Annotated in this window: 27 protein-coding genes; 24 read left to right on the forward strand and 3 right to left on the reverse strand. The window is 32.4% G+C overall.

Annotation, left to right across the window (positions count from 1 at the left end):
* The 15 genes from CKV65_RS01465 (at position 1) to CKV65_RS01535 (ending at position 12,176) form a co-directional block, all read left to right on the forward strand.
* Positions 1–1,224 carry a type II secretion system F family protein gene (locus tag CKV65_RS01465; protein ID WP_027890554.1) on the forward strand — a complete coding sequence of 408 codons (1,224 nt, stop codon included), beginning with the start codon at positions 1–3 and terminating at the stop codon, positions 1,222–1,224.
* Positions 1,225–1,240: 16 nt separating this feature from the next.
* A complete protein-coding gene (locus CKV65_RS01470) occupies positions 1,241–1,645 on the forward strand; it encodes a type IV pilin protein (RefSeq protein WP_036254875.1) in 405 nt (134 codons plus the stop codon).
* An 11-nt stretch (positions 1,646–1,656) separates the two neighbouring features.
* The gene (locus CKV65_RS01475; RefSeq protein WP_036254874.1) at positions 1,657–2,124 is read left to right on the forward strand and encodes a prepilin peptidase; all 468 of its coding nucleotides are present in this window, start codon (positions 1,657–1,659) and stop codon (positions 2,122–2,124) included.
* 7 nt (positions 2,125–2,131) lie between these two features.
* A complete protein-coding gene (locus tag CKV65_RS01480; protein WP_027890552.1) occupies positions 2,132–2,575 on the forward strand; it encodes a hypothetical protein in 444 nt (147 codons plus the stop codon).
* Complete coding sequence (locus tag CKV65_RS01485; protein WP_027890551.1) at positions 2,572–2,952, forward strand: hypothetical protein; 381 nt, start codon at positions 2,572–2,574, stop codon at positions 2,950–2,952. The genes CKV65_RS01480 and CKV65_RS01485 overlap by 4 nt, the downstream gene beginning before the upstream one ends.
* Positions 2,939–3,496 (forward strand): hypothetical protein, encoded by a 558-nt coding sequence (locus CKV65_RS01490; protein ID WP_051177645.1) that lies wholly within the window; start codon positions 2,939–2,941, stop codon positions 3,494–3,496. Before CKV65_RS01485 ends, CKV65_RS01490 begins: the two co-directional genes overlap by 14 nt.
* Positions 3,486–3,932 carry a hypothetical protein gene (locus tag CKV65_RS01495; protein ID WP_027890549.1) on the forward strand — a complete coding sequence of 149 codons (447 nt, stop codon included), beginning with the start codon at positions 3,486–3,488 and terminating at the stop codon, positions 3,930–3,932. The genes CKV65_RS01490 and CKV65_RS01495 overlap by 11 nt, the downstream gene beginning before the upstream one ends.
* 88 nt (positions 3,933–4,020) lie before the next feature.
* Positions 4,021–4,782, forward strand: coding sequence for a hypothetical protein (locus CKV65_RS01500; RefSeq protein WP_027890548.1), 762 nt, complete (start codon positions 4,021–4,023; stop codon positions 4,780–4,782).
* 586 nt (positions 4,783–5,368) lie between these two features.
* Positions 5,369–6,478, forward strand: a complete 1,110-nt coding sequence (gene tnpB, locus CKV65_RS01505; RefSeq protein WP_095197716.1) for an IS200/IS605 family element RNA-guided endonuclease TnpB — start codon at positions 5,369–5,371, stop codon at positions 6,476–6,478.
* 184 nt (positions 6,479–6,662) lie between these two features.
* Positions 6,663–6,911 (forward strand): PilN domain-containing protein, encoded by a 249-nt coding sequence (locus tag CKV65_RS01510; protein ID WP_157738440.1) that lies wholly within the window; start codon positions 6,663–6,665, stop codon positions 6,909–6,911.
* Position 6,912: 1 nt separating this feature from the next.
* Positions 6,913–7,446 carry a type 4a pilus biogenesis protein PilO gene (gene pilO / locus CKV65_RS01515; protein WP_027890603.1) on the forward strand — a complete coding sequence of 178 codons (534 nt, stop codon included), beginning with the start codon at positions 6,913–6,915 and terminating at the stop codon, positions 7,444–7,446.
* An 80-nt stretch (positions 7,447–7,526) separates the two neighbouring features.
* The gene (cdaA, locus tag CKV65_RS01520) at positions 7,527–8,348 is read left to right on the forward strand and encodes a diadenylate cyclase CdaA (protein ID WP_027890604.1); all 822 of its coding nucleotides are present in this window, start codon (positions 7,527–7,529) and stop codon (positions 8,346–8,348) included.
* The gene (locus CKV65_RS01525; protein WP_027890605.1) at positions 8,345–9,316 is read left to right on the forward strand and encodes a CdaR family protein; all 972 of its coding nucleotides are present in this window, start codon (positions 8,345–8,347) and stop codon (positions 9,314–9,316) included. Before cdaA ends, CKV65_RS01525 begins: the two co-directional genes overlap by 4 nt.
* 14 nt (positions 9,317–9,330) lie before the next feature.
* A complete protein-coding gene (locus CKV65_RS01530; RefSeq protein WP_027890606.1) occupies positions 9,331–10,929 on the forward strand; it encodes an NAD(P)/FAD-dependent oxidoreductase in 1,599 nt (532 codons plus the stop codon).
* 26 nt (positions 10,930–10,955) lie between these two features.
* Positions 10,956–12,176 (forward strand): class I SAM-dependent rRNA methyltransferase, encoded by a 1,221-nt coding sequence (locus CKV65_RS01535; RefSeq protein ID WP_027890607.1) that lies wholly within the window; start codon positions 10,956–10,958, stop codon positions 12,174–12,176.
* Positions 12,177–12,237: 61 nt separating this feature from the next.
* Here the strand turns inward: CKV65_RS01535 and sstT are convergent, their stop codons facing one another.
* On the reverse strand, positions 12,238–13,491 hold the full coding sequence (gene sstT, locus CKV65_RS01540; protein ID WP_027890608.1) for a serine/threonine transporter SstT: 1,254 nt from the start codon (positions 13,489–13,491) through the stop codon (positions 12,238–12,240).
* A 192-nt stretch (positions 13,492–13,683) separates the two neighbouring features.
* Positions 13,684–14,805 carry a glycerate kinase family protein gene (locus CKV65_RS01545; protein ID WP_027890609.1) on the reverse strand — a complete coding sequence of 374 codons (1,122 nt, stop codon included), beginning with the start codon at positions 14,803–14,805 and terminating at the stop codon, positions 13,684–13,686.
* Positions 14,806–15,183: 378 nt separating this feature from the next.
* Between CKV65_RS01545 and rplM the strand changes: the two genes are divergently transcribed.
* The 9 genes from rplM (at position 15,184) to CKV65_RS01590 (ending at position 24,591) form a co-directional block, all read left to right on the forward strand.
* On the forward strand, positions 15,184–15,624 hold the full coding sequence (gene rplM / locus CKV65_RS01550; protein ID WP_027890610.1) for a 50S ribosomal protein L13: 441 nt from the start codon (positions 15,184–15,186) through the stop codon (positions 15,622–15,624).
* Between the two features lie 23 nt (positions 15,625–15,647).
* Entirely contained in the window at positions 15,648–16,037 is a 390-nt protein-coding gene (gene rpsI / locus CKV65_RS01555; RefSeq protein ID WP_008538697.1) for a 30S ribosomal protein S9, read from the forward strand.
* Between the two features lie 152 nt (positions 16,038–16,189).
* Complete coding sequence (locus CKV65_RS01560; protein ID WP_269457070.1) at positions 16,190–17,503, forward strand: anaerobic C4-dicarboxylate transporter family protein; 1,314 nt, start codon at positions 16,190–16,192, stop codon at positions 17,501–17,503.
* A gap of 113 nt (positions 17,504–17,616) precedes the next feature.
* Positions 17,617–18,777, forward strand: a complete 1,161-nt coding sequence (locus CKV65_RS01565; protein ID WP_036254902.1) for an MFS transporter — start codon at positions 17,617–17,619, stop codon at positions 18,775–18,777.
* A 153-nt stretch (positions 18,778–18,930) separates the two neighbouring features.
* The gene (locus CKV65_RS01570) at positions 18,931–19,872 is read left to right on the forward strand and encodes an IS30 family transposase (protein WP_095197676.1); all 942 of its coding nucleotides are present in this window, start codon (positions 18,931–18,933) and stop codon (positions 19,870–19,872) included.
* Between the two features lie 250 nt (positions 19,873–20,122).
* A complete protein-coding gene (gene fucP, locus CKV65_RS01575) occupies positions 20,123–21,418 on the forward strand; it encodes an L-fucose:H+ symporter permease (RefSeq protein ID WP_027890642.1) in 1,296 nt (431 codons plus the stop codon).
* 25 nt (positions 21,419–21,443) lie between these two features.
* Positions 21,444–22,469: an aldose 1-epimerase family protein gene (locus CKV65_RS01580; protein ID WP_027890643.1), complete on the forward strand. Its 1,026-nt coding sequence runs from the start codon at positions 21,444–21,446 to the stop codon at positions 22,467–22,469.
* Positions 22,470–22,495: 26 nt separating this feature from the next.
* Complete coding sequence (locus CKV65_RS01585; protein ID WP_027890644.1) at positions 22,496–23,368, forward strand: ribokinase; 873 nt, start codon at positions 22,496–22,498, stop codon at positions 23,366–23,368.
* Between the two features lie 203 nt (positions 23,369–23,571).
* Positions 23,572–24,591: a LacI family DNA-binding transcriptional regulator gene (locus CKV65_RS01590; RefSeq protein WP_027890645.1), complete on the forward strand. Its 1,020-nt coding sequence runs from the start codon at positions 23,572–23,574 to the stop codon at positions 24,589–24,591.
* A 42-nt stretch (positions 24,592–24,633) separates the two neighbouring features.
* Here the strand turns inward: CKV65_RS01590 and nspC are convergent, their stop codons facing one another.
* Complete coding sequence (nspC, locus tag CKV65_RS01595) at positions 24,634–25,776, reverse strand: carboxynorspermidine decarboxylase (protein WP_027890646.1); 1,143 nt, start codon at positions 25,774–25,776, stop codon at positions 24,634–24,636.
* Positions 25,777–25,845: the final 69 nt, after the last annotated feature.

The raw sequence follows: 25,845 nt of genomic DNA on the forward strand, positions 1-25,845 counted from the left end.
ATGAAAAAATTTTTTTATAAAGCACGCGATAGTGCAACGGGTAGTGTAGTCAAAGGTTGTTTTAAAGCAGATTGTAAAGCGGAAGTTGCTGAGTACTTAAAACAAGAACAATATCTCATTATCAGCATAAATCATAATGATTTTATAAGTTTAAAGCAAAGTTTATTGCAGAAATTAAATAAGGAAAAGATAAAAACGCGAGATTTAATTATATTGTGTCGTCAATTATCTATCATGTTAGAAGCAGGCATCAATATAATAGAAGCAATATTGATTTTGCAACAGAATTGTTCAAATAAAAATATGCAAAAGTTTTTAGTTTTTACAACTGCTAAATTAAAAGAAGGAAATTCTTTTACTGATATTTGGCGACAAAAAGCGAATATCTTACCAGCATATTTGTTAAATTCATTAAATGTTGCTGAAAATACAGGGATGTTACCAAGTGCATTGAGTTTATCTGCTGATTTTTTGGAAAAATTAGATGATGAACGGCAAAAAATTCGTCAAATCTGCATTTATCCAGCGTTTTTGTTACTCATATTGTTTGCTGTCTTAAATATCATGATTTTATTTGTCTTGCCAGCTTTTGCTGATGTTTTTCAGCGAATGAAAATACCTTTGCCATTTATAACACAATTGGTTTTTTCACTGGGATTGTTTATTAAAAATAATTATATGGTGCTTTGTGTAGGTGGTTTATCTTTAGGATTAATCATGGCTAAGTGTTGGCAAAAGGATATAGTCAAATATGAATTTTATAAATATGTATTGAGATTGCCTTTTATTGGTGACTTTATGCAAAAGCTATTTTTATTGCAGATAAATCGACAATTAGAATTTTTAATTGGCAGTGGTATAGATATTGATGAAAGCTTTTCTATCATGATTGCAGGATTTAATAATAGTTATTTGAATAAATTGCTAAAATCCATTCAATATAGTTTAAGACAGGGATTTTCACTGTATACATCATTTAAAAATACACATTTAAATAACAGTATTTTCATGGAATTGATTAATGTAGGCGAGCAAACAGGTATGTTAAAGGAAACGCTTCATTATAACAATGTATTTTTGAGTAAAGATGTGGATAATTTTATAGATGAATTTACAAAATTTTTAGAACCAATTTTAATGATTATAGTTGGTGCTGTTGTAGCTGTGTTTGTCATTGCCATTATTTTACCGTTATTTGAAATGAGCAGTAATATCGGTTTATGAGCAAAGGAGGATAATTATGAAAAGAATTTTACGAGATGAAAAGGGTTTTACTTTGATTGAAATGATGATTGTTGTTGCTATAATTGCTATTTTATCAGCAGTAGCTATTCCTAAATTTAATGAATCTTTAGCTTTGACAAATACAACACGAGTTCAAGCCGATTTACAATCTTTAGATACAGCAATTGCTATGTATCGTTTGCAAAATGGTAAATATCCTAACGATTTAAGTGATTTAGATGATTATATAGATGTTGCCAGTGTACAAGCACCAACTGGTGATGTGTATATTGATGGAGTTTTAACACCTAATTCTGATAATGAAAATTACACTTTGAGTTCTAATAAGCAAAATGCTGTTTTCATGGGAAAATTAAGAACGGATTTCAGCCAAAAAGCTACAACAAATAGTGAAGGTTAATAAAGTTAATTATGTTAAATTTTATTGATTATCTGTGTATATTATTACTTATTTATATTGCTATTAAAGATATTACGTCATTTATTATTAGCAATAAAATTTTATGTGTTTTATTGGTATTAGCATTGATAAGACAAGTTTTATCAGTAAATTCGATAAATGATATGAAATTTTTATTATTGTGTAGTGTGATTTTGCTAGTTATTTTTAGTGTATTGTATTATGGCATAAAAAATTTTATGGGTGGCGGAGATGTTAAATTGATTTTTGTATTGAGTATTTGGCTCGGTTATCCGCAAATTATCATAGCATTATATATAGCTTTTATTTTTGGCGGTGTATTTGCAGTGATGTATTTGTTAATCAAGCAAAGAATGTACACAGTTAAAATTGCATTTGCTCCGTTTTTAGTTGTAGGTGCTGTAGTCAGTTTTTTTGTAGGTAGTAGATTATACGATTTATGGTTGATATTAATTTAATAAGATTATGTGGTATGCAGAAATTTTGCTTATGATTTATGTTATGGTTTTATTTTGTTCAGGTGCGTTTTTTTCTGATTTATCTAGTACGCAATATCAAGTAGATGCTGAAGCGGTTCGCCTTGCAAGTTGTTTAATGCAAGTACAAGAACGGTCGCGTAATTATCGTTATTTAGAAAATAATGATTTTCGTCCAATGTGTTACGTTTATAAAGATAAGTATGTTATTAAAAACAAGCAAGGTGAAGATAGTGAAATCTATTATTTGCCAAATGGTATACGTACAAATTTTTTTGATACGGCGAATTGTTATGTATTTAGACAAAATTCTTTATATGGAAATTTGCCAAATAAAACAATAAAAATATATAAAGATAATGCCGTAAGATATATAATTATCAACCGCGTAGGCAGAATAAGAATTTCACGTTTTTATGAGGAGCCATCATGAAGAATTTATTATTGCAATTAAAAGATAATAATGGATTTGTAGCTATGGATATGCTTATCGTCATGGCTATAGTGATGGCTAGTGCTGTTGTGTGGTCATCGGCAAGTTTATTGATGAGTGCACAACAGCAAAATTCTTATCGAACTGCAGCTATTTTTTTAGCACAAGGTGAACTTAATAAATTGGAATATGCTATTGAAAATAATGCAATATTAAATTTAGAGGCTGAAAATGTTGATTGCGGTGAACAACAATTTATTTTGCAAAAAGAAGTTATAGAGCAAGATGAGCAGTTTTTATTGAAAGTAAAGGTTGTATGGTATTATGAAGACAATTTACAACAAGAACAACAAGAGCGCATTATTGTTAAAAAATAAACAGGGTTTTATTTTTGCTGATACTTTATTGATGGTGATTGCCGTTTGTTCTATGCTCATAACAGTTTTTGTAATAGCACATAGCATATTAAATTTTTTTGTTGATTATATTGATACATGGATGTTACAAAATGAAACGCGTCGTATTTTTGAAGATATGGCAACAGAAATTGAATATGCAAGTATGGTTAAATATGCAGAGAAATCTTCAACAAATAAAGAATTGATAATTGAAACGTATCGGAGGACTTCTGCACTGCCAAATGAATATTTAAAATGTTTATCATTTTTGCGTGAGGGACCGATAATGTATCGTAATGAATTATCTAAGCTAAATGAAAATGTTTATACAGTACGTTCAACGCAACCGTTGAATAGTGAAAATTATTTTGGCACTAATAAAATGAATTTTACTGTAAACAAATTAGCTGATGATTTATATGAACTGGAAATTAATGGTTATTCATATACAACGGATAAAACTATTACACTACGCACTACTGTGATTAATCGCTCGGCAGGTGAATTTAGTAATGGTACATGATAATAGGGGTTATTTTTCTGTAAGTGGCTTGATTATTTTGAGTATTATCAGCATTTTAATGTATTATCTGCATGATTTATATTCACAAGAGATGCAAACTGTAAGTGTTTTACAGACAAGTTATATTGCGCGCAATTTGACATTGAGTGAAGCTTCAAAAATTATCGCTTTATACACAGATGATAAAACTATTTGGAATGAGCATTGTTTAGAAGCTATAGATGAATATGATTTATCAGATGGAATTTTAGTCGATGAGGTGCAGCAACAAAAAGCAAATTTAGGTATGGTATTATCTCGAGCGTATTTAGTGCATTATAAAGAAAATACGTATATTTTAGTCATTGAGAGCACTGTATTGGATATCACAAATCAAATATGTATTTATTTAACAAAGAAAGATGATGAGCTTATTGTTGAACGTTGGGAACGTTAAATTTAAAAGTATCCATAAAGTAAGTAATGTATTCAAGCATAATTATGAACATTTTATATTGCTAAATGTAAGTAAGGATATTGTGTATTTGTCGGAAATAATTTATGAGCAGAAAAAATCTACATATAAAATATTAGCTATATCGATTGAACAGCGCCAATATGATGATGACCTTTTTTATCAGGAAGTTTTATATCATTTTTGTCGTGATAGAAATTTAAAGCAGTTGCCAGTGTTCATATCGCTGGATAACACATTACTTAAAGTAAAACAATTTAATTTTCCTCAAATGCCATTCAAGGATATACAAAAAGCAATTGATTGGGAATTAAATGATTGGAAAAGAGATTATGTTTATAATTACAGCATAGAAAATACGGATATAGATAATCAAATAACAGTTTTTTTATTAGAAAAAAGCTATATTAATGATTGGTGGCAAATAATTAAAGAACAGAATTTACAGTTGGCATATATTTTTTATGCAAATGATACTGTAGTAAATGAATCTGATATAAAAATTGTGATTGACGATGATGAATTATTTTCTATTGTAAAAGAGGATGAATTGCATAAAATTTATAATGCATTATATGTTTTAGCTAATCATAAAGAGATAATTTTAAACAAAGATTTTTGTCATTTAACGTATTTAAATTGGCGCAATATCAGTGTAGTGATAATTTTATTTTTATTGGTGATTAGTAGTTTTGTAATCGGTAATTCTGCATATACTTATTATAATTTGAAAGAGCAACAGAAAATTTTGTCAGAACAACTGTATTTAAAACAGGCAGATAAAGATTTGATTATTGTGAGCCGCACACTTGTGATTTTAATCATGAGTTAGGCGAACAAAATAGTCAGTGTATATAGAAATATGTACGTAGAGATAGACTAAGATCTATCCAATACTGTTTGAATTGCTGGAAAGCCCTAAAGATATCTGAACTACAACGTAAACATGAAATAAAGTTAAACGTGAATGTGGCGAAAGCAGAAAAAATCAGATATATAGCATAAGGTTAAATCCTAAGTGTTGAAAAATGGACAATCAGCAGCGAAGCTCCGAATAGGAGAACGTTCAACGACTATTCCTCTTGAGGGAAGTACTCAGTAAGCTATTGACTGAGGAAGTGGACAGACTCTAACAGGTAAAGCTGAGAGATAAGATATAGTCTGTGCCGTTACGAAAGTAACGGAAGTTCATAAGAGAACTGTATAGAAAGTAGCGTTTCTATATGAACGAGACCTCATAATACGACTAAAGCAGAACCTACAGTTCTTGTATATGTTATTTAAAATAGGCAGTTAATATATAAACACTTGTTATATTGCTATACATATGTCATGATTATATTAAATGATAGTATGGAAGTAATACGTGGTAAAGGATATATTTATTCATTAATTAGAAGAAAGAGTAAGTGTTTATTATGGAAAAAGCTTATAAATTTAGGATATACCCTAATAAAACACAAGAAAGTTTACTTCAAAAAACTTTTGGCTGTGTACGTTTTGTATATAATCACTTTTTAGATAGAAGAATTAAAGCATATGAACAAAATAAGAAAAATATAGGTTATAATGAATGCTCAAAAGAGCTTACTCAATTAAAAAAAGAAAAAAAGTGGCTTAAAGAACCAGATAAATCCTCTTTACAAAATGCTTTAAAGAATTTAGATACAGCTTATAAAAACTTTTTTAATAAACAAAAAGCAGGCTTTCCTAAATTCAAATCTAAAAAGAATCGGTATAAATCGTACAAAACAAATATGACAAATAACAACATTGTATTTTTAGGAAATAAAATAAAATTACCTAAAATAGGTAAGATAAAAATAAGAGATAAATATTGCCAAATAGAAGGTAGGATTTTAAGTGCGACAGTATCACAGACTCCTAGTGGAAAATATTACGTTGCACTATGTTGTACAGACCTGCCTCAACCTGAATTCATCAAAACGAATAAATATGTCGGTTTGGATTTAGGAATAAAGGATTTTGTCATAACCTCAGATGCAGTAAAATATAATAATCCTAAATACTTGCAGAAATCATTGACTAGATTAGCTAAACTCCAAAGAGAGCTTTCTCGAAAAACAAAAGGAAGTTCAAATTGGGAAAAGGTTAGAGTAAAAGTAGCTAAATTGCATGATAGAATTGCCAATCAAAGACGCAATTTACTACATCAAGTAACATGTCAACTTATCAGAAACTACGATGTAATCTGTCTTGAAGATTTGCAAGTTGAAAACATGATGAAAAATCATAAATTAGCAAGAAATATAGCTGATGTCAGTTGGTCAGAGTTTATGAGACAACTAACATATAAAGCCAAATGGTTTGGCAGGGTTATTGTCAAAATAGATAAATTTTATCCTTCAAGCCAATTATGTCATGTTTGTGGATACAAAAATACTGAAGTAAAAGATTTAAATGTTAGAAAGTGGAACTGTCCTAAATGTAAAACACATCACGATAGAGATGTAAATGCAGCTATAAATATTAGAGATGAAGGGTTAAGAATATTAAACATAGCTTAATCTTGAATAACATATACAAGAACCGTAGGAACTATGGGGATAGCTCGGAGATACTGTATTCGTTAGAATACTTGACCGAGAACCCTGCGACTTTAGTCGTAGGAGGTTCAGAAACGAGCTTAAACAGCAAGAAAATACGATTAAACGAAAACAAAATGTACTGAAAACGATATATAAAAAAGATGTGAAATTTTATCCGTTAATGGTAAATCTAGGTACAAATACTTTAGCAGATGTGAAACTCATGAATGTAGATGTTAAAGATAATAAAATAATATTAAGTGGTAAATCCAAAAATTATGCAGCTATATCGTCATATAAAACCCAGCTTGAACAGATAAAATTTATCAAAAATATAAAAATAAACGATACAAAATTAAATGAAGCAGATAATTTAATTGATTTTTCATTTTATTTTGATGAGGTTAATTGATATGACTAAACGAGATTATAAATATGCAATTATGGCAATCGGCATTATATTTGCATGGTTAATGATGATGTTTTTTTGCGTATATAAACCATTATCAGGTTCTATAAATCAGATGAATGAGCAAATAAAACAGCAAAATTACGAATTAAATGAGATGGCAAATTTTATAGCGCTACATAATGATGATTTAAATATGTATCAAAAACAATTAAACACCAATCTCATGATATTAAATCAAAAATTGCCCGAAAAATTGATAACTGATGAATTAGTATCAAAATTAGGAGATGTGGCACAGTTATCGAATGTAAAGATAACTTTATTAAAAATACAGCCTAGTAAAATGCAGGATAATTTAGCTATACAAAATATTGATGTAGCTTTGCAAGGAGATTATTTTTCATTATTATCGTTTTTGCGCAGTGTAAGTTTATTCCAATTTGTAACAACTATTCAGCAAGGCACGATGTTTGTAGAAAATGATAGTATAAAATGTAATTTGACTTTACAAATTTATGCAGATAATTATAATTAAGTACAGACAAGGATTTTTGTTAATTCGTGTAGAATATTATATAAATTAACTTTTAGCTTTATGGATAGGGGAATTTTTATATGCTGATACAGATACAAGGTCTTATAAAAACCATTGGTATATTGGATATCGTTGATATATTAATAGTAGCTTTTATTTTATATCGCGTATATAAAATGGTAGAAAATACAAGAGCAATAACTTTGACAAAAGGCTTGTTAGTTTTATTGGTTTTAACCATAGTAACAAGTTGGTTAGAGTTACATGCGATAAATTGGCTTTTACAAAAAATCGTTACATTGTTATTTGTAGCATTACCTATCGTTTTTCAGCCAGAATTGCGTAGAGCGTTAGAACACATTGGTGAAGGTAGATTTTTTAAACATTCAATGCTATTAAATTATGAAGAAGCCCGTTCCCTTGTATCCGAATTGACAACAGCAGTTATGAAAATGTCATCTACAAAAACGGGAGCTCTAATTGTTTTAGAGCGCAATATAGGTTTAAATGATATCTGTGCTAGTGGTATTCAAATAGATGGTATAGTTTCATCTGAATTTTTACTAAATGTATTTATTCCCAACACACCTCTACACGATGGAGCAGCAGTTATTCGAGGTAATCGTCTTATTGCTGCTGGTTGTTTATTGCCACTTACAGATAATCGGTCACTTAGTACAGAATTAGGTACTCGTCATCGTGCAGCTATTGGTCTTTCTGAACAGTGTGATGCTGTAATCGTCATTGTTAGTGAAGAAACAGGAACTGTTTCAGTAGCAGAATCGGGACGCATTTATCGTCATTTAGACGCTGACCAATTAAAACAGTATTTAATGCCAATCTTTTCACCTCGTAAAACGACAATTCAAGATGTGGTCTTAAAATGGAGGCAGAAGAAATGATAAATTTTTTTAGAAAAAATCTTCCTGAAAAATGTTTAGCATTAATTGTTGCGATTGGATGCTGGATTTTCGTTATGAATGACCAAAATCCACAGATAGAAAATACGTATACTGTACCAATCAGCATAGCTAATGCTCCTGAAGGATATCAGATTTCCAAAGATGTGGAGACTGTAAAGGTGAGAGTACGTGCTCCGCGTTCATTATTTTCTAATGTAGATGAAACTAATTTTAAGGCTTATGTAGATTTGAATGGTGTAGAAAGTGGCACACATGAATTACAAGTACAGACTGTTTTACCGAGTGGATTTGAACTTGTTTCAGTTGGGCCAACTAAAGTGGCTTTAAATGTAGATAAGATTGAACAAAAGCAAATTCCTGTTCGTTTGAATTTATCGGGTATTCCTGGTGATGGAAAGGTAGTAGCAAGCGTTGACCAATCTTTACAAGATATAACTATTGAAGGACCTGTTAGCATCTTAAATCAAGTTACAGCAGCTGTAGGGTATATTGGAGTTAACGGCAATACGGATAATTTCAGTGTAACTGTACCACTTATTGCTGTAAATGATAAAGATAAAGAAATTGAAGGTGTACGTCTTTTACCAAAAACTGTCGATGTTTCTATAATTTTAGCACGTGGTTTAAATACGAAAATCATTGATGTTAAACCAACTTTGATGTCTGATTTATCGAATGATTATATTTTAAAATCAGTTCGAGTTGAACCAGAAAAGATTGAAGTTAGTGGCAATATTGATATAATTGGTAATATGACATATCTTGCAACAGAAAATATTTCTTTAGCGGAAATGACTCAACCAACGAAGAAAACTGTTAAATTATTAATACCAGATGGAGTTACGGCTTCTATTCAAGAAGTTACTGTTACTGTAGATATAATGAAAAAAGATACAGACACTACAAGTCATACTGTAACAAAGGAAACAGATAATACAAAAAATTAATAGAGGAAATACAAATGATAAGAATAAAGAATTTTAACGTACCATTTAATGATGTATCTCCTATTGATGTTTTGGTAGCTAAGCGTTTAAAATTACCACCTCAGGCGATTTCTGAGGTGGTAATTGTGCGTAAAGGCATCGATGCCAGACGATATAAGGGAGCACCGATAAACTTTGTATATATTTTAAATGTAAAAGTAAATTTAGCAGAAAAAAAGGTACTTGCTAAATTAAGACATGATAAAAATGTGGAAATAATTTCAGCAGAAAAGACTGAAGTTATAAAGCCTACGAAAGTAAGTAAATATAGACCGATTATTGTAGGTTTTGGACCAGCTGGAATGTTTAGTGCATTAACTTTGGCAAAAAATGGCTATGCGCCTATTGTTTTTGAACGAGGTGCTGATGTAGATACACGCCATCGCGATATTGAAGATTTTTGGCAAGGTGGAGCGCTTAAAAAAAATTCCAATGTGCAATTTGGCGAAGGCGGAGCAGGTACTTTCTCTGATGGAAAATTGACAACACGTATAAACGATAGTAAAATCAGCGATGTATTAGATGCCTTTGTAGAAGCAGGTGCACCAGCAGAAATAAAATATTTGCATAAACCACATATCGGTACAGATATATTGCGAACAGTTGTAAAAAACATACGTAAAAAAATAATTTCACTTGGCGGTGAAATACATTTTAATTCATTGGTTACAGATATAATCATAAAAAATGATGCTGTTGTCGGTGTAGAAATAAATCATAAGGATAAATACGATTGTTCAGAAGTATTCTTCGGTATTGGGCATAGTGCTCGTGATACGTATAAAATGTTGTTTGACAAAGGTTTATCCATGCAGGCAAAACCGTTTGCTGTTGGTGTGCGCATAGAACATCCGCAGGATTTAATAGATAAATCACAATACGGAGTAGATGCAGGAAATCCAATATTGCCCGTTTCAGATTATGCTGTAACGTATAATAATAAGCAGAAAGGACGCAGTGTATATTCGTTCTGTATGTGTCCTGGTGGACAAGTAGTAGCTGCTGCTTCTGAAATAGGTCGCGTTGTCGTAAATGGTATGAGTAATTATAAACGTGATTCAGGTATAGCAAATAGTGCTTTGCTTGTAAATGTAACGCCTGATGATTTCGGTCATAATGTTTTAGATGGTATCGCTTTCCAGCGTCATTATGAAGAAATGGCATTTATCTGTGGCGGTAAAAATTACCATGCACCTGTGCAGACTGTTGGCGACTTTTTACAGCATAAAACAGGTTCTGATAATTTCTTAACTGAGCCTACGTATAAACCTGGTATCACGCTTTGTGATTTACATGATTGTTTGCCAAATTTTACCACTGAAATGTTAGAAGAAGCTTTGCCGTATTTTGATAAAAAAATTCATGGTTTTGCTGATGAAAAAGTTATAATGACAGGTGTAGAAATGCGTTCATCTGCTCCATGTAGAATTGTGCGCAATCGTGATAACTACATGTCAATCAATGTAGCAGGTTTTTATCCAATAGGTGAAGGCGCTGGCTATGCTGGCGGAATTATGAGCGCTGCAGTTGATGGCGTAAATGCAGCTTATGCGTATTTAGAGGATAAAATTTAATAGTTTTTTAGAAAAGGATATGAAAGATGAGAGAATTTACGAAAATAAAAATAACACCGAAAGGAGAACGTGCTGCTCGTCATGGTCATCCATGGGTATTTTGTGATGAAATAACTAATGTAGATGGTACGTATCAAAATGGTGATTTAGTTGATGTGTACAGCAGTAAAGATAAATACTTAGGTACAGGCTTTATCAATGATAATTCTAAAATTCGCGTGCGTATTATATCGACAAATGCCAATGATAAATTTGATGAAGCTTTTTGGCAGCGTAGAGTGCAATATGCACTGGATTATCGTCGCCAAGTCATGGGTGAAGATTTTAACAGTTGCCGTTTAATCTTTGGCGAAGCTGATAATTTTCCAGGACTTACTGTAGATAGATTTGAAGATGTATTAGTAGCGCAAGTTTTATCTTTAGGTATTGAACAGCGCAAGGATATCATTTTTACAAAGATAATTGAAATAATGCGCAGCTATGGCGAAGAAATTAATTGCTTATATGAACGTAATGATGTAAAAATTCGCAAGCTTGAAGGTATGGAAGAATACAAAGGCTTTTATAAAAGTCCATTATTTGATGAAAGCAAAGAACACACTACACTTGTAATCACAGAAAACGGCATAAAATACAATGTGGATGTAGAAAATGGACAAAAGACAGGATTTTTCCTTGACCAAAAATACAACCGTCGTGCTGTATCTCATATAGCTAAAGGCAGAAATGTATTAGATTGCTTTACACATACAGGCGCTTTTGCATTAAATGCGGCAATGGGAGGGGCAAAATCTGTTATAGCTGTAGATATTTCTCAGGAAGCTGTAGATATGACGACAAAAAATATTGAGATGAATGGTTTAACTAATGTTAAAGCGATTAAAGCTGATGTATTCAATTTGCTCACTAAATTAATCGAAGAAAAGAATAAGGATTACGACTTTATAATCTTAGACCCACCAGCTTTTACAAAATCTCATGCTACAGTGACGAATGCTTATCGTGGATATAAAGATATAAATTTACGCGCTATGAAGCTTTTGCCACGTGGCGGATATTTGGCAACTTGCTCTTGCTCTCATTTCATGAAAGAAGATTTATTTTTAAAAATGCTTCATGAAGCAGCAAGTGATGCTAAAATAACATTGCGTCAAATTGAAGCACGCCAACAATCACCAGACCATCCTATTGTATTTGGCATACCAGAAACGTATTATCTTAAATTTTATTTATTCCAAATTGTATAATTGAGCAATAAAAAAACCTCAGGAAAATCCTGAGGTTTTTCTTTATATTTATTTTTATATATTAAGCACGATTATGAGGAACCATATCAGCTACTTCAAGAGTACCTTCTTTAGCGCGAGCAGAGAATTCTGCTGTAGCTGTAAAGAGTACATCACTAGAACTGTTAAGTGCAGTTTCACAGGAGTCTTGAAGAACACCGATGATAAAGCCAACACCTACAACTTGCATTGCAATATCATTGCTGATACCGAAAGAAGCGCAGGCAACAGGAATGAGGAGCAGCGAACCGCCGGCAACGCCGGAAGCACCGCAAGCGCCTACCGTAGCAACGATGGAGAGAAGCAGTGCTGTAGGCAAATCCACATGAACGCCGAGTGTATTGGCAGCTGCCAGTGACAGAACGGCAATCGTGATAGCTGCGCCGGCCATGTTTACAGTAGCACCGAGCGGAATGGAAATAGAGTAAATATCTTCATTTAATCCAAGACGTTTGCATAAGGAAAGATTTACCGGAATATTGGCTGCGGAACTGCGGGTAAAGAAAGCGTACAAACCGCTTTCACGCAGTGTAGCAAATACGAGCGGATACGGATTGCGGCGAGTGTGCAGAAATACGATAAGCGGGTTCATAACGAGAGCTACGAGGAAGAACGAACCGAGCAGTACGCCGAGCAGCTGAACATAACCCAAAAGCGCACCGAGACCGCTTGTGCCGACGGAGTTGGCAACAAGACCCATGATACCGAACGGAGCCAGGCGGATAACCCACTGTACGATTTTCGTAACAGCCTGCGCAAAATCATCCACCATTGCTTTCGTATTGTCGGAAGCGTGATGAAGTGCAATACCGGCAAGAATAGCCCATGCCAGAATACCGATATAGTTGGCATTAACGATAGCATTGACAGGGTTGTCCACAACACTGAGCACCAGATTTTTTACAACTTCAATAATACCGCTCGGCGGAGCAACGGTAGTATCGGCAACCTGCAGCTGCAATACTGTCGGGAACAAAAACGACATGCACACGCCGACCAGCGAAGCAAAGAACGTGCCGAAAATATACAGACGGATAATCGGCTTCATCGAACCGTTGGCATCCGCTTTTCTCTGCGCCATGGCGTTCATGACGAGAATAAATACGAGTACAGGCGCGATACCTTTCAATGCACGTACAAAGATATCACCTAAAATAGATACGGCCGGAACTGCCGCCGGAACTACGAGCGCTATAGCTATACCGACGATAAGGCCGACAATGATAAGCTTTATTAAAGCCATTTCTAAATATTTTTTTCCAATACGACTTAACAAATAATACATCCCCTTTAAATAAATAAATTTAAAAAGACAAATATACTTCTGATAGTATACATCAATTTTATAAAAATGACAAGTCATAAAATGATTAATATGCAAAAGTTGTATGACAATAGTTGTAATTAAGTTTTATTTTTATAAAAAACTCCAATATATTTATGTTAATATATTGGAGTAGATAGGCTATTATTTCAGGATACGTATTAAATTATCCATTGTTATGGCTAGATTTTTTTCACTGTATTTGATAGCCTCTTCAAAAGGTAACGGTTTAGTATTGATGCTAAAAACAGCAGTTACACCGGCAGTGTAAAGTTTATCAATATCATCATCTATACAGCCAACTATAGCGATTAAAGGAATATTATATTTTTTTGTGTAATCTGCAATGCCACTGATGACTTTTCCTTGAATGGATTGATTATCGATTTTTCCTTCACCTGTAAATACATAATCAGCGTCTTTGATTAATTGGTCAAATTTTACTAAATTTAAAATGGAATTTATGCCACTTTGAAGTTGTCCATTAAAAAAGCCGACAACACCTGCTCCCATGCCACCAGCAGCTCCAGCACCAGGTATATTTTCTACATCTTTATTTAAATCATTTTTAATTATTTGTGCCAAATGATGTAATCCTTTATCTAAAAGTTCTACTGTTTTTTTATCTGCGCCTTTTTGCGGGGCGAAGACATAAGCTGCACCATTTATGCCACAAAGTGGGTTTGTTATATCACACATAGCGGAAAATTGTACATCAGAATATTTTTCTTTAAATGAAGCAATATCAATATGGTAAATATCTTGCAGCGTTTTTCCAATAGGAATGAAAGCTTCACCATTTTTATTTGTAAATTTTATGCCAAGAGCAGCTGCCATTCCACAACCGCCGTCATTTGTAGCACTTCCGCCTAAGCCTAATAAAATTTTAGTGGCTCCGTTATCTATAGCATCTTTTATTAATTCGCCTACACCATAAGTAGAAGTGCGTTCAGCATGAAGATTATTTTTTACTAAAGGCAGTCCAGCAGCAGCAGCCATTTCTATAATAGCGGTTTTATCGGGCAAAAGGCCGTAAAAAGAAGAAATATCTTCCATATAAGGTCCTTTTACAGTGATGAATTTTTTAGTGCCACCGGAGATTTTGAGCATAGCATCAACTGTTCCTTCGCCACCATCAGCCACAGGAATACTTATAATCTTAGAATTAGGCAGATGTTTTTTTATGACTTTTTCCATAGTAGTACAAATAGATTCAGAAGACATTGTACCTTTAAAAGAATCAGGAATTAAAATGAATTTTTTCATGGTATCACCTCAAAAATTACATTATTATAATAAGTAGAATATTATTATTTACTTTTGATTAGAAATATGTATTGTTTACAATCGATTAATATCGGTTAAATATACAAATTTTTGATTTAAATACATATAATAGGTACATTTTAACAAGTGTAGTAAATTACATATATTATACCTCTATTAATATGAAATTAGGTATTAATAGATATTTTAAAAATTTATTTTACAAAAATGCTTGACTTTACATGTCATTTACATTAAAATATTTTCGTATGACGTTCGATGACGGCTTCCACTAGCCCCGGAACCGTGCAAAGGACATCTATTGCTAAAAAAATTAATTGAAAAATAGTTGAAAATTGTACAGGGAGGGATATACAAGTGAAAACAACTTTCATGGCAAACGCAGCAAATGTTGAACGTAAATGGTTCGTAGTTGACGCTGAAGGCCAGACAGTAGGTAGATTAGCTGCTGAAGTTGCAAAAGTACTTCGCGGTAAACATAAACCAACATTCACACCGCATGTTGACACTGGTGATTATGTCATCGTAGTTAACGCTGATAAAGTGGTATTCAGCGGTAAAAAATTAACTGATAAAACATATTTCCGTCATTCTGGATATCCAGGAGGAACAACTTTCGTAACTCCTCAAAAAATGCTCCAGACTCAACCTGAAAAAGTTGTAGAAATGGCAGTTCGCGGCATGCTTCCTAAAAATAAATTAGGTGCTCAGATGTACAGAAAACTCAGCGTTTATGCTGGTCCTGAACATCCACATGCAGCTCAAAAACCAGAAGTTTTGGAATTAAATATTAGATAATACTTGGAAGGAGGAACAATAAAATGGCAGTATCCTACTACGGCACAGGCCGCAGAAAGACTTCAGTTGCTAGAGTTCGTCTGGTTCCAGGTGAAGGCAACGTTGTAATTAATGGCCGTCATATTGATGAATATTTCGGTATTAAAACTTTAGACTTAATTGTAAAACAGCCTCTTAACTTAACTGAAACAGCTGATAAATATGATGTTATCGCTAACGTTCAGGGTGGTGGCCCTTCCGGTCAGGCTGGCGCAATTCGTCACGGCATTTCCCGTGCTTTATTAGAACTCGATGCTGAACTTCGTCCTGCTCTTAAAAAAGCTGGTTTCTTAACACGTGACCCACGTGAAAAAGAACGTCGTAAATACGGTCTCAAAAAAGCTCGTAAAGCATCCCAGTTCTCCAAACGTTAATCTTTTCGATTACAAAGAGAATACAAAGCTCACAATCATATGGTTGTGGGCTTTTTTGTATTTTTAATAGCTTTATTGAAGCTTTAGATTTTTTATGATATTATGTATAAATATAAAATTATTAAAATAAAGAAAAGAGGCTGATTAAAATTATAAGTTTTTGGCTTGAGCTTGCTGTTATTGTCATTTGTTTGGCGATTGGTGGGCGATTTAGTGGAATTGGTCTTGGCGTGGCAGGCGGTTTTGGTCTTGCTATTTTGACTTTGGGCTTTGGTCTTCCTGTTGGAGAAATGCCAACAAGCGTAGTATTTATTATCATGACTGTTATTACATGTGTGTCTTTATTGCAAGGTGCAGGCGGTCTTGATTATATGATATCTATGGCCGAAAAAATACTGCGAAAAAAACCTAGTGCTATTACTTTTTTAGGCCCATTAGTGTCCTACATATTTACAGTTATTTGTGGTACATCTTATGTTGCTTTTTCGGTATATCCAGTTATTGCAGAAATTGCAATTAATGCAAAAGTACGTCCTGAACGTGCAATGTCCATGTCAGTAATTGCTTCTAATATGGCTGTTTGTGCTAGTCCTACAAGTGCAATAGCTGCTGCCATGATTGCTATTACTGCCTCTATTGGTGTTACACCACTTACCCTTTTAGCTGTGACTATACCTGCTTGTCTTTTAGGTGTATTAATTGGTTGTTTATTTGTTTATAAACGTGGTGCAGAACTTGCGGATGACCCAGAATTTAAACGCCGTGTGGCTACAGGACAATTTCAGGAAAATTATGTATTGGAAAGAAATTCTAATACAGCTACAACATCTGCAAAAGTTTCAGTAGCAATTTTTTTATTAGCAATTATTATTATCGTAGGACTGACTTCTCATCCCAATTTATTGCCCAATATTGGTCCGGGCGGAAAACCGATTTCTGTACCTACTCTTTTACAAATTACAATGCTAGCTACAGGTGCTATAATCATGGTAGCTTGCCGTGTACCGCGTGATAAACTTGATTCAGGTTCAGTTTTTAAATCTGGTCTTGTTGGCGCTGTAGGTATTTTAGGTATTTCTTGGATGACGGATACTTTCTTTGGAACTCATTTAGATTTTATAACAGATGTTTTTGCTCAAACATTAATTCAACATCCAATGCTTTTTGGTGCAATGTTATTTGTAACTTCTATGGTACTTTATAGTCCAGCAGCAACAGCCGTGGCATTAATGCCAATTGGTGTATCATTAGGTTTACCTGCTGAAGTATTAGTTGGTTTAATTCCTGCTACATGTGCTGTATTTATCATCCCTGGTGGAGCACAAATCAGTTGTGTTGCTTTTGACCGTACAGGTACAACTAAGATAGGTCGCTTTGGATTTAATCATAGTTATTTAATACCAGGCATGGTATCACTCATAGCTTCTACGATTATATCCTTATTTCTTGCATATTTAATTTTCTGATATAAAATAACGTAAAAAGGCTTTAATTACTGATGAAATTCAGTTTTTAAAGTCTTTTTTTATTGACTTGGAGTAAACTTCAAGCAGTATCTTATTTTAGAGGAGGTTTTATAATGCAATTTCTTGGTTTTATAGGTTCGGTAATAAGTTTGATAATATTATTTGCGGCATCGGCAGCACCAATTCCGTTATATGCTAATTACACGGAATTGTTGAATTTAACAAAGGGACAATTATCATTTACAGCTGTTATGTATTTTATCGGTACAGTTATAGCTTTGATTTTTCTAGCACGTATTTCTAATTTTTGTGGTAGAAAAATTGCCATTTATATTGTATTATTTTTAGGTATATTAGGTTGTTTATCGTTTGTATTTATAAATAGTACAGAATTTTTATTTTTAGGTAGATTTGTGCAAGGTTTGTCATGTGGTCTTGCTTCTAGTAGTGTAATAGCATTTATTATAGATAATGAACCTGAAAAATTAAAAGGTATAGCAACATCTATCAGTAGTGCTGGACCAAATTTAGGTTTAGCAGTTGGTGCGATTGGTTGCGGATTTATTACACAATTTTGGGCGGATGATTTAAATTTTATTTTTATATCATTGATTGCAAGTATGCTACTATGTTTTATTTTGATTTTTTTCAGCAAGGAAACGATGCCGTATCAAAGAGGCATTTTAAAATCCTTTATACCTCAAATAAAAGCACCGCGTAATATTAGAAAATTGTTATTTCCTGCGGGTATGACTTTTATAGCAGGTTGGTCAATCGGTGGATTTTATCAAGCTTATAGTGCTAGTATAGCTACACAAATTTTTAATTTATCTGATACGTTTATCGCTTCGATGGTGTTCATATCATTTATTGCACCGATTGCTTTGGGTGCAGCCTTGGCTAAAAGTATTACTGCTGTTAAAGCTCAAAGATATGGTATGCTAGGTTTTGTAATTTCTTTATCATTATTGTATATTTGTTTATTCAGCGATAATATAATTTATTATTTCGTTGTTAATATTTTAGCGGGAATATTTGAAGGAATTATGTTTACAGGTAGTATGAAAAGTATTTTAGATGTAACGAATATAAAAGACCGTGCAGGTGTTTTATCTTTGATTTATGTTATTGCTTACAGTGGAGCAGCGATACCTAATTTTATTGTGAGTCAAATAGCGTATTTATTTAATTTAACACAATTGACCTTATGTTACGTTGTATTGTCAATTATTTGTTATATATTATTGTTATTTAGTACAAAAAATAATATATAGTGTCATTAGATTTTTATATCTATGGCACATATATTGTTTTTATATGATGGATTGTATAATGAAGTGCGACACCTAAAAAAATAAAAAACTCATTATGAATTTTCGTGTAAAATAAAGTTGCTACACAAAACCTACACGAAAGGAAAATTCATAATGAGCTATCATCATCTTACCATATCTGAACGTATTCGTATAGAGGTTCTTTCTATTTTAGGTTATTCTACTCGTTTTATTGCTAAATTTTTGCATCGCCATCATTCTACTATTGCTCGAGAACTATCTCGTAATAAATTTGAAAATGAATATGTCTCTACATCTGCTCACAATAAATATCTTGAACGTCGTAAAAATTCTTCTCACTCTAGTAAATATAATGAATTTCTTTCTAATCTTATTTCTGAAAAATTACATGAAAATTGGTCTCCAGAACAGATTTCTAATGCACTTTTAAATGGTAAACTCTCCTTTAAAACTATTTATAATTGGATTTATATTGGTAAATTAAAAGGTATTTCACTTAAGAATTTACGACATAAAGGAAAACGTAGAAAAAAGGAAACACGTGGTAAATTCTTAATAGGAAACAGTATTACAACTAGACCAAAAGATGTAAAAAGTAGAAAAACTTTTGGACATTGGGAGTTAGATACCATAGTATCTAGTAGAGGAAAAGCTAAAGCTTGTTTAGCAACATTTGTAGAAAGAAAAACAAGATTTTATGTGGCAATAAAAATAAAAGATAGAACAGCCCCATCAATGCTAAAAGCAACAAAAAAGTTAGTGAAAGTACTACCAAAAAAGGCATTAAAAACATTTACAACAGATAGAGGAAAAGAATTTGCATGTTACAAAGAAGTAGAAAAATTAAATATAAAAGTATATTTTGCAGATGCTTATGCAGCATGGCAAAGAGGTAGTAACGAAAATTCAAATGGGTTATTAAGAGAATATTATCCAAAGAAAACAGATTTAGGACAAATATCTAATGATGATTTAATAAAAAAATTAATATTATTAAATAGTAGACCAAGAAAATGTTTAAATTGGGATAATCCATTTAATTTATTTTTAAAAGAAGTGTCGCACTTGGATTGACAATTCATCATATCTAAAAAATGTTCAATAAAAATATTCGAAAAATATTGACTAGAGTTAATTTACATGTTATTATATCAATGTTGATTTTAGTAAAACGTTTTATTAATAAAATTGAAAATTGCTTTTTATTTTTGTGCATTAAGTAAAACGTTTTACTTAATGTAGGTAAAGGTGAAGAATAGATTTAAAATTTATTCGAACAGTTAATTTTATGTAGTATTTTATAAAGAAAGAGAGCGTAGAAATTATGGCTAAATTAATTCAATATGATGATGGTTATTTAAACAGAACCCCGATATTTCAATTCGTATTGTTATCTTGTTTGTTTGCTTTATGGGGAGGAGCAGCAAGCCTTAATGATATTTTAATTACGCAGTTTAAATCTATTTTTACTTTAAGTGATTTTGCTAGTGCTTTAGTACAGAGTGCTTTTTATGGCGGGTATTTTTTGATTTCTATTCCAGCTTCTGTTGTAATTCGTAAAACAACATATAAATTAGCAATTATGGTTGGTCTTATCTTTTTTATCGGTGGCTGTAGTTTATTTTTTCCAGCTTCAATGATGGCAACATATACGATGTTTCTTGTAGCTATCTTTGCTATGGCTATTGGTCTTGGATTTTTAGAAACAGCATCAAATACGTATAGTACAATGCTTGGTCCACGTAAATATTCTACACTTCGTTTAAATATTAGCCAAACATTTCAACCAATTGGTTCAGCATCTGGTATTTTACTTGGTAAATATCTTGTGTTTCAAGAAGGCGATAGTTTAGCTTCACAAATGGCACAGCTCAGTCCAGAACAAGTGCATATGTTTAGATTGCAAATGCTTCAACATACTTTGGAACCGTATAAAATTATTATTTGTGTTCTTGTAGCAGTATTTATATTATTTTTAATCACTAAATATCCTAAATGTAAAGTTAAATCAGCTGTTGATAATACAGTAGCAAAAGTTTCTTTAGGTGAAACTTTAAAATATCTTGCAGGAAATAATTTGTTCAAAAAAGGTATTTTAGCACAGTTCTTATATGTAGGTATGCAGGTAGCTGTTTGGTCGTTTACAATTCGTTTAGCACTTGTTTTAATTCCACATATTAATGAACGTGAAGCAGCAGATTTTATGGTATTTAGTTTTGCTTGTTTCTTTGTAGGCAAATTTGTTGCTAACTTTTTGATGACGAAGTTCTCTGTTAACAAAGTGTTATTAGCATATTCTATAATTGGTTGCATTTTAATTTTATATGTGGCATTCATGCCTAATTTAACAGCTATTTATGCTGCTGTAGCTATCAGTATTTTACTTGGTCCTTGCTGGGCAACTATTTATGCTGAAACGTTAAAATCTGTAGAGAAAAAATACACTGAAACAGCAGGTGCTATCATTGTTATGTCCATTATCGGTGGTGCAGTTATGCCAGCAATACAGGGTTTTGTTTCAGATACAACAGGTTCAATGCAATTTTCATTCATTGTCAATTTCTTCTGTTTTGCGTATATAGGATATTATTTTTATCATAAGATAAAAATTGAACGATAAAATTGATTTTTTTAGAGGAGTTTATATGGTAAAAACTGAAATATTTTTAAAACGGGAATATTTTTCAGAAACAGCAACAAGTTTTTTACAAAATGATGAATTTAAGGTAAAATTATTTCGTTATCCTTCAGGAGTAGAAGCAATAGAACTTACTAATTCACGCGGTAAAATAGTAGTTCTTCCATATATGGGACAGATTATTTGGCGTGCTGAATTTGAGGGCATAGATTTAACGATGAAAAATATGTTTTCTCAGCCAAGACGCACACATAATATGCTTGATACGTATGGTTGCTTTGCTTTTCATTCAGGAATACTTGCTAGTGGTTGTCCATCATCAGAAGATACTCACCCTATGCATGGTGAATTTTGCTGTGCTGATATGGATAAAGTATGGCTTGAAATTGATGAAGATAGTGTAACTATTTGGGGCGAATATGAATATTGTCAAGGCTTTGGTTTTAGATATATAGCTCGTCCGCATGTTTGCTTAAAAGCTAAAGACAGTAAAATGACAATTGGTATGCAAGTTAAAAATACGACAAGTATCGAAATGCCACTACAATATATTTGTCATATTAATTATGCTTATGTTGATAAAGGTGAGCTTTTCGCTAATATTCCAGATAGTGCATTTAAATTGCGCGAAAGCATCCCAAGTCATATAAAACCGTCAAAAGATTGGTTTGTTTATACGGATGAGTTAAAGAAAATGCAAGCTAATGGACAAACTTTGACAAAATTGGGCAATCCTGAATTATATAATACAGAAATTGTATTTTTAGCAGATGATATCGATGAATATACAGACTTTGTAAATGCACAAATTCGTTCACCACAAGGTTATACTTTTGAAACAACTTTTTCTACTGAACAATTTAAGCATGCTATACGCTGGATTATGTACAATGGCGACCAGCAAGTTTCTTCATTCATTATTCCTGCAACAAGTAGACCAGAGGGATTTTTGGCTGCGAAAAAAGCGGGGCATCTAATTATGTTAAAACCAAATGAAACAAAATATTTTTCTGTTACAACTGGTTTAAAATGATAATATGATTTAAAGGAGGTTTTGGCATGAAAATCTTAAATTTTGGTTCTTTAAATATTGATAAAGTGTATGCTGTTGATAGCATTGTTAAAGGTGGCGAAACGATTGATTCATTGAGTTTTGCTGAAAATGTGGGCGGAAAAGGTTTAAATCAATCAATTGCTATTGCTAAAGCTGGTGGAAATGTATATCATGCTGGTTGCATCGGTAAAGATGGAGAAATATTACTTGATACATTAAAAGAAAATGGCGTGGATATTTCTTTGATAAAAACAGTTGATATAAGTAGTGGCCAAGCGATTATTCAAGTGGATAAAACTGGACAAAATTGCATTATTTTATATCATGGTGCTAATTATGCTGTGGATAAAAAATATATAGATGAAGTATTGGATAATTTCGGTGCAGATGATATTTTGATTTTGCAAAATGAAATTTCTAATATCGATTATATTATCAAACAAGCTAAAGAAAAAAATATGAAGATATTTTTAAATCCATCGCCGATAAATGAAGCTTTAGAAAAATACGATATTGCTTCATTAAATGGTATATTTGTAAATGAACATGAAGGCGCTTATTTAAGTGGCAAAGAAGAAGTTGCAGATATTTTGCAAGAATTATCCATTAAATATCCGGACTTAGAAACCGTTTTGACTTTTGGCGATAAAGGTGCATATTATCACTATAAAGATGAACAATTTTTTGTACCTGCATGCAAAGTGAATGCTGTGGATACAACAGCTGCAGGTGATACTTTTACAGGGTATTTTATAGCACTTAAACAGCAAAGAAAAACCGCTAGAGAATGTATGCAGATAGCTACAAAAGCTTCTGCGATAACTGTTACGCGTAAAGGCGCAGCCGTAGCTATTCCACAAGCTAAAGAAGTATATTGATTAGGCTAAGTAAGTTTAATATAATATAAAAAGACACGTTATATCATTAATAAATAAATAACATAAATAAACAGGGTAATACTTTATGTATTTAAAGTTAAAATTTAGCTTTATTTAGCATAGAGTATTATTCTGTTTTAAATGTGAATTGATATAATAATTGTGAAAGCTTGTGAAATACATAATAAAGGGGCAATGGTATAATGAAATCGCGTGTTACAATTAAAGATATAGCTAAAAAAACGGGTTTTTCTATAACAACTATATCGTTAGCTCTAAATAATAAAGCCTCTCATATACCACTTGAAACACGTTCAATTATCAATAAAGCGGCAGAAGAAATGGGTTATCGCCCTAATAAAATGGCAGTAGGTTTAGTAAAAAAGACAAGTAATATAGTTGGTTTTGTATTGCCTGATATACGCAATCAATTTTTTTCTTATACGGCTAAGGTATTAGAAGATGAATGTCATAAATTTGGCTGGAATTTGCTTATTTGCAATACAAATAATAACTATGAACAAGAGATGCGCCATTTGAAAATGCTCTGTGATTACATGGTTGATGGAATTTTTTTGAGCATAGCGGCACGTAGTACAGAAGAAGAAGAGAGAAAAACACTGCAATTTTTAGAGGATAATAATATATCGTATTGTTTAATTGACCGCGATATGTTTAATATCGGCAAATATAAAGTCAGTGTAAATCATTTTGAAGGTGCCTATATGGTAACGCAACATTTAATTCAGCTTGGTCATAAAAATATAGGATGCATAACAGGGCCGTTAGTGCTCGATGATGCAAGACAACGTTTAAATGGTTATAAACAGGCGATGAAAGATTATAATTTGCCTCTTAGAGATGATTTAATTTACTTTGGTGATTATTCTTTTGATAAGGGAAAAGCTGGTGGTTTATATTTAGCTGATAAAAAAGTAACAGCCATTTTTGCCTCTAATGATTTTTCAGCTATGGGTGCATTGTCAGGTATAAAAGAAGCCGGTTTGTCCGTGCCAGAGGATATTTCACTTGCGGGTTATGATGATATTGATTTTGTATCATTTTTAGAAGTACCGCTTACGACAGTTCGACAGCCAGTCAATGAAATTGGCAAGCGTGCAACTCAAATCATACATGAAATCGTTCAAAATAATGATTGTGGTAAAAAAATCGAAATACTAAAACCTGAATTGATTGTACGAAAAAGTACGCGAAGAATATAAAGAAAGCTCCTGCTTTTATTAAAGTAGGAGCTTTCTTTTCGTTTAAGATAATCTCATTTTAAAATCTTCATAACCAAAAGATTTAATTATTTCAACTGTATTATCTTCATGCAATACTGCGATATCTGGCAGTGGCATGCCGTTAAAAGTATTATTTTTTACCATGGAATAAATTGCCATATCACAGAAAATGACTTTATCGCCAACTTTTAATGGTTTATCAAAGGAATAATCGCCGATGATATCGCCAGCAAGACAAGTTGGGCCTCCAAAACGATACGTAAAAGGCTTTTCATTTGGTTCACCTGCACCGATTACATTCGGTCGATAAGGCATTTCTAAGACATCGGGCATATGGCAAGCAGCAGATGTATCAAGTATGGCAATTTGAATATTGTTATCAATAATTTCAAGAACTTCACTGACAAGCCAACCAGCATTGAGTGCTACTGCTTCGCCTGGTTCTAAATAGATTTCTAAATCGTACTTATCTTTCATATGATTAATGCAATCTATAAGCAAATTGATATCATAATCTTCACGTGTGATATGATGGCCGCCACCAAAATTGAGCCATTTTAAATCAGTTAAATATTTGCCGAATTTATCTTCGATAGCTTGCAAAGTAGTCTTTAAATCATCAGAGTTTTGTTCGCATAATGTATGGAAATGTAAACCAGCTAAGCCTTCTGATTTGTCAGGTTTAAAATTATCTAAAGTAACACCGAGCCTTGAACCTGGTGCACATGGGTCATAAATAGCGTGTCCTTCTTGCGTGGAACATTCTGGATTTACACGAATACCACATTCTACGCCAGCTTTTAAGGCAATGTCTTTGTATTTTTTCCATTGTGCGAATGAATTAAAAATAATATGGTCACAAATTTGCACAAGTTCTGCAAAATCTTGTTCTTTATAAGCTGGTGAAAATACATGATTTTCTTTGCCTGGCATGAATTCATGTGCAAGTTTAGCCTCAAAAAGTCCGCTAGCTGTTGCACCAGATAAATATTTGCCAATCATTGGATAAAAATAAAACATAGAAAATGCTTTTTGCGCTAATAAAATATGGCAACCTGTTTCATCTTGTACCATTTTTAAAACTTCTAGATTTTCGCGAAGTTTACGCTCATCTATAACATAGCTAGGTGTATTTACTGTTTGTAAAATATCTAAATTAGTCATTAATCCACTTCCTTATAATGTATTTATATATTTCTAATATACTACGATAAAGATACTATTATCTATAAA

It is taken from the genome of Megamonas hypermegale (assembly GCF_900187035.1).
Lineage (GTDB): Bacteria > Bacillota > Negativicutes > Selenomonadales > Selenomonadaceae > Megamonas > Megamonas hypermegale.